We start from the raw sequence: 6,000 nt of genomic DNA, 5'->3' as shown, positions 1-6,000 counted from the left end.
ACCACAATCTACTTAATTCGTTGATTTTTCCATTTTTGGGTGTAAAGCTTGTCACTCAGTTATCCTGAGTTACTTTGTCATGTGTTTAGTCTAAACTCCAGTGATTAAGTCTCTAGTTTATTTTTTCTGGGCTGGTTTATTTGAAATAGCAGGTGGTTACTTAATTTGGTTATGGTTGCGGGAAGGTAAACCTATTTGGTGGGGAATATGTGGTGGAATAGCTTTAGCTATTTATGGAATTATCGCCACCCTTCAACCTGCAAATTTTGGCAGAGTTTATGCTGCTTATGGTGGTGTATTTATAGTGATGGCAATGCTTTGGGGATGGAAAGTAGACGCTGTAGCTCCAGATATATATGATTTAATAGGAGCATTTTTTAGCTTGATTAGTGTCTTTGTAATTATGTATGGACGCAGCATATAGAAATCCGATGCTGACTGATTTGGACATTATTGTAGAGACTGGTATTGAGATATGAACAATTAATTATTTTCAGAGTTATTGAGTATAGCTATGGCAGTATTTATAGGTAAGAGCAATCAAAATTACTACCCAAATAATTGATTTTGCTGTTAAGACTAATGAGAATATTTCTGATTTATTACTGATTAGTAGTAACTGCTCTGTGAAGAGGTAATGTACCATACCATAAAAAACTAAAAAAAATTGAGAAAATAAATTACATTTATCGAATATAAAAATGTAATTATTGTATCTTTATACGATTATTCAATATTTATCATAGGCAATTAGTATTATATTTCTATTAACCTTTCTAAATAACTAAAGTTGATAGCCCAAAGAAATATAGAGTATAAAAAAGTACTCTCATTTGGAGAAGGAAATCAACTATCTAGGCGATCGGGGACAAAAAAGTGTTGAAGAAAGTTGTCATGATTGGGGTGATAACCCTATTACTGCTGGGAGTCCCGCTCATGGGCGATGCTTTAGCCCAAGCGGCAGCTACTCCTCCACCGACAGCTGATACTGGAGATACAGCATTTATGCTGATTTCAGCAGCACTAGTGCTGTTGATGACACCAGGATTAGCATTTTTCTATGGTGGATTTGTGCGATCGCGCAATATCCTCAACACATTGATGATGAGCTTTGTGTTAATGGCCATTGTTGGAGTTACCTGGATTCTTTGGGGCTATAGCCTTTCCTTTGCCCCAGGAACGCCATTTATTGGTGGATTGCAGTGGCTAGGTTTGAATGGCGTTGGCTTGGATGTGACTGGTTATCTCCAAGGCTCCAACCCGCCTGAGGTTGTTTCCTATGCAGGGACAATACCGCACCAAGCATTCATGATTTATCAAGCCATGTTTGCCATTATCACCCCAGCCTTAATTTCTGGAGCGATCGCCGAGCGCATGAGCTTTAAAGCTTATGCTTTGTTTGTGCTGCTATGGTCAACCTTTATTTATACTCCCTTAGCCCACATGGTTTGGGCTAAAGGTGGATTTTTAGGCTTGTATGGTGGTTTGGGTGCGCTTGACTTTGCTGGTGGAACAGTAGTTCACATTAGTTCGGGCGTTTCTGCTCTCGTCGCCGCGATCGTTCTTGGCCCTCGTAAAAGCCATCCCGATCGTCTCAGCCCACCGCACAACGTTCCTTTTATCTTGTTGGGTGCGGGCTTGCTGTGGTTTGGTTGGTTCGGCTTTAATGCTGGTAGTGCCTTATCTATTGCTAGTGGAACTTCTGGAAACTTCGTCACCAATGCAGCCACAACAGCTTTTGTCGCCACCAATACCTCAGCCGCAGCAGGCGCTTTAATGTGGTTGATTTTGGAAGCAGCTTTACGCGGTAAGCCTACCGCCGTAGGCGCAGCTACCGGAGCCGTCGCTGGGTTAGTCGGTATTACCCCAGCCGCCGGATTTGTTACACCTTTATCAGCGATTTTAATTGGCTTCATTACTGCTTTTGTTTGTTTCTATGCTGTCAGCTTCAAACACAAATTAAAAGTTGACGATGCTTTAGATACCTACCCAGTGCATGGTGTTGGCGGTACAGTTGGTGCAATTTTAACCGCAATCTTCGCCACTGCAGAAGTCAACTCATCTGGTAAAAATGGTGTACTCAAGGGCAATTTTAGCGAACTAGGAGTTGAACTAGTAGCTATTATTATTGCCTATGTAATTGCGGCGGTAGGTACTTGGATCATTTTGAAGATTATTGAAGCCACAGTTGGTTTGCGCGTCAAAGAAGAAGCCGAATACCAAGGTTTGGATATTAACGAACATGGAGAAGAAGGTTACAACTCCGAGTTTAGCGATCGCATTAATGTTTCATAGCCAATAGGTAACTTTACTATTAATCTTCTCTGCAAGTCCGATAGACTATCAAGCGTAATAAACTGTATCTCAGTAATTCTCAACCCTCTGAATTTTTGCCTGATATACTAGGTAATTTTCAGAGGGTTATTTGTTAATTTTTATGGCTAAGTTTTTATCGAGTTCAGAGAATTCTCAATCAAAAATATCCTATTGTTATGTAAACAGAAACAGCAGAAGCAACAGCCTCTAATTATCGGCTGCGCTCTGAAAATTGCCTAATTTCTGCCATTTCCCCAGTTAAATAATAGTCAATTAGCCATCGCTGTCATTAAATTAGCTGCTAAATTATCAACATCCTAGTAAATGAAAATAAATTCCTTCTAGTCAATCTCAAGCAATATACAATAATCACCACAACGTTTCTTAGCAGATAGTGTGTATGCGCTTTCATGCTCCATTGAAATGTTATCTAGATATGATGTAGCAGTTAGCTGCTTTTTCCATAGCAGCATTTAAACCTTAAGATATTTTTGATAGTTCTTACGGGAATAGATGACAATAATATCAGTGCTAGCTGTGAGAATTCAGCGATGACAGAGCTTTCAAGGGTAAGGGAGTCCACGCTTGTATGTCAGAATTATGGAATATCTTGTTTAGTTCCGAAACTTTTATCCCGCATGGGCACTGCTATCTGTGGAAAACGGATTTAGTTTGGCTACACATCCTATCTGATGCAGTTATTGCGATCGCTTATTACTCAATTCCCTCAACACTTTTTTACTTCGTTAACAAGCGTCAGGATCTTCCCTTCCATTGGGTATTTCTGCTTTTTAGTGGATTTATTGTAGCTTGTGGCACTACTCACCTCATGGAAATTTGGACGCTTTGGCATCCAACTTACTGGCTATCAGGATTAATTAAAGCCTTAACGGCAACTATATCTTTATTTACAGCCTTACAACTTGTTCCTTTAGTTCCCCAAGCTTTAGCACTTCCTAGTCCGGCTCAATTAGAACAAGCTAACCAACAACTGCAAACACAAATAACTGAGCGCTTAAAAATCGAAGCCGAACTGAGAAAATACCAAAATCATTTAGAAGAGTTAGTCAATATTCGTACTAACGAGATTGTTCAAACTAACCAAAAACTCCAGCAAGAAGTCACAGAACGCCAACGCATTTTAGAAGCTTTGCGTCAAAGCGAAGAACGCTATCGTTATTTAGCTGAGGCTATTCCTCAACTTGTATGGACAGCTGATGCTAACGGTGAATGTGATTATTTTAATCAAAATTGGTGTAATTATACTGGGCTAACAATAGAACAATCTTTAGGTTCTGGTTGGGTAGCTGCCTTGCATCCCGATGACGTACAAATTACTTCTGAAACTTGGTTAAATGCTATCAGCAATAGCAGTTTATATGAAACAGAATACCGCTTTAAACGGGCATTTGATAATACCTATCGTTGGCAATTAGCACGAGGTTTACCCTTAAAAGATAACCAAGGTTATGTAGTTAAGTGGTTTGGCACTTCTACAGATATTCATGAACAAAAAGAGATCCAACAAGAGCGCGCTGAATTACTAGAATTAGAACAAGCAGCCAGAGCTAAAGCAGAAACAGCGAATCGAATTAAAGATGAATTTCTCGCAGTACTTTCTCACGAACTACGCACGCCAATGAATGCAATTTTGGGCTGGTCAAAGTTGTTACAAACTAGCAACTTAGAACCAGAAAAAAAATTGCAAGCTCTAGCAACAATAGAACGTAATGCGAAATTACAGCTGCAACTCATTGAGGACTTGCTGGATATCTCCAGAATTTTACAAGGTAAATTAACACTAAATGTTACCAATATTTACTTAGAATCTATCATTTGGGCTGCAATAGAAACAATGTCTGTAGCTGCACAAACCAAGTCAATTCAGGTGAGTACAGTATTTACAGCCGATGTGGGGCCAGTATTAGGTGATGCAACTCGCTTGCAACAAGTAGTTTGGAATTTACTTTCTAACGCTGTTAAGTTTACTCCCAACGGCGGTAGGATAGAAGTACGCTTGAGCAAGGCTGATGGCTATGCTCAAATTATCGTCAGCGATACAGGTAAAGGAATTAGCTCTGAATTTTTACCTTATGCATTCGATTACTTCCGTCAAGCAGATAGCAGTTCTACGAGAAGATTTGGCGGCTTAGGTTTAGGTTTAGCAATTGTTCGGAATATAGTAGAAATGCATGGCGGTACAGTGACAGCACTGAGTCAAGGCGAAAATCAAGGTGCAACTTTTACTGTAAATTTACCGCTAGCGAAAACCGAAAATCAAGATTTAATCGCAGCACAAGATTCTTCCTCAGACTTAAAATCTAAGTTTTTGTCCCTAGCTGGGGTGCAAATTTTACTCGTTGACGATGATGCAGATTCCCTAGATTTTGTGGCGTTTGTCTTAGAAGAAGATGGCGCACAGGTGAGAACAGCATCTTCTGCATTAGCAGCATTACAAGCCATAGAACAGGAAAAGCCAGATATATTAGTCACCGATATTAGTATGCCTGATATGGATGGCTATACCTTACTGCGCCAACTGAGAACTTGGAGTTCAGAACAAGGGGGACAAATTCCCGCGATCGCACTGACTGCTTTTGCGCGACAATACGATCGCCAACAAGCAATGCAAGCAGGCTTTCAGGTTCATTTACCTAAACCTGTAAACCCTGAAGAATTAGTTGCAGCTATTGTGAAACTTGTTAGCTCATGAATGCTAATTTGAGAATAGGGGCAGTCGTTTAATGTAGGCGATCGCTCTGAATATTTTTTATTGATGTGATTGATGAATAATTTTATTTGTACTCATCAATCGTTTAATTTCTACTAATAAAACTGTCGGTTCTACAGGCTTATTCACATAACCTTGAAACCCAGCAGCTAAAGCTATGCTGCGACTTTCATCAGAACTAAGAGCAGTTAAAGCAATAGCTATTATATCCTTTTGTTCAGAAATGCTACCTGCTCTAATTTGGCGAATTAAAGAATAACCATCCATTTCTGGCATGGCAATATCAGAAATTAAAATATCAAATTTTGATTGCTTAATTGTTTCCAAAGCTTGAGATACAGACATTGCTGTTTGTACTTTCAAGCCAGCGTTTTCTAAGATAAACGTAGTTAAAATCAAACTATCTTCATTATCATCTACTAATAAAACTCGCAAGCCATCTAGAGATTGAAAGCCTTTTGTATCTTCTTGGAGATGCGAATCGTCAGCGTTACTTGTCATTTTGAAAATGCGCCTCCTTAGTTGCCTGCATCAATTACGGAGGAACTCCCAAGAGACAGCTATAATCTAACTGCCTCTTGGGAATCTAACAACAAGCTACCACAACATTAGACATCTACCCGGTGAAATATTTTTTTGCTCAATGCAACATGTAGATATGTTTCAATACTGCTCGGTTAAGCTCAAAAACCTTAACCCGCGTAGGTTGGGGAGCCACTGCGTTGGACGGGTTTCCCGGCTTGTTCGCCGGAGGCGTTCCCGCAGGGTAGCAAGTGGCGTTTGAGGAACGAAACCCAACATTTGGGTAGCTCTGTTGGGTTTCGCAGAGCCTTAACCGAGCAGTATTGAGATCTGTTTTGTATTGTCTAAACGTTTAAAGGCGGGTGCGGGAATTGAACCCGCTATCCCCACAATGGTGGAGATAAAACCGATAACCCTATGTTCTTCGTCCT

The 6,000-nt window shown here is 40.0% G+C and carries 4 protein-coding genes; 3 read left to right on the top strand and 1 reads right to left on the bottom strand.

The window, feature by feature from the left end:
* The first annotated feature begins 100 nt into the window (after window positions 1-100).
* From AACW45_RS30575 to AACW45_RS30565, 3 genes are all read left to right on the top strand, one after another.
* A complete protein-coding gene (locus AACW45_RS30575; RefSeq protein ID WP_190636922.1) occupies window positions 101-424 on the top strand; it encodes a YnfA family protein in 324 nt (107 codons plus the stop codon).
* A 512-nt stretch (window positions 425-936) separates the two neighbouring features.
* Window positions 937-2,295 (top strand): ammonium transporter, encoded by a 1,359-nt coding sequence (locus AACW45_RS30570; protein ID WP_199331274.1) that lies wholly within the window; start codon window positions 937-939, stop codon window positions 2,293-2,295.
* Window positions 2,296-2,905: 610 nt separating this feature from the next.
* A complete protein-coding gene (locus AACW45_RS30565) occupies window positions 2,906-5,029 on the top strand; it encodes a hybrid sensor histidine kinase/response regulator (protein ID WP_190636919.1) in 2,124 nt (707 codons plus the stop codon).
* Window positions 5,030-5,086: 57 nt separating this feature from the next.
* Here AACW45_RS30565 and AACW45_RS30560 read toward each other — a convergent pair whose 3' ends face one another.
* Window positions 5,087-5,548, bottom strand: coding sequence for a response regulator (locus AACW45_RS30560; RefSeq protein WP_190636917.1), 462 nt, complete (start codon window positions 5,546-5,548; stop codon window positions 5,087-5,089).
* Window positions 5,549-6,000: the final 452 nt, after the last annotated feature.

Source organism: Calothrix sp. FACHB-168, from assembly GCF_963889195.1.
Classification (GTDB): domain Bacteria; phylum Cyanobacteriota; class Cyanobacteriia; order Cyanobacteriales; family Nostocaceae; genus Aulosira; species Aulosira anomala_A.
This window is presented reverse-complemented; position numbering and strand designations above follow the sequence as displayed.

What these genes read in the sequence shown, in the direction of transcription:
- AACW45_RS30565 (WP_190636919.1), top strand. Translation starts at nt 2,906, where the DNA reads ATGTCAGAATTATGGAATATCTTGTTTAGTTCCGAAACTTTTATCCCG.
- AACW45_RS30560 (WP_190636917.1), bottom strand. Translation starts at nt 5,548, where the DNA reads ATGACAAGTAACGCTGACGATTCGCATCTCCAAGAAGATACAAAAGGC.
- AACW45_RS30570 (WP_199331274.1), top strand. Translation starts at nt 937, where the DNA reads ATGGGCGATGCTTTAGCCCAAGCGGCAGCTACTCCTCCACCGACAGCT.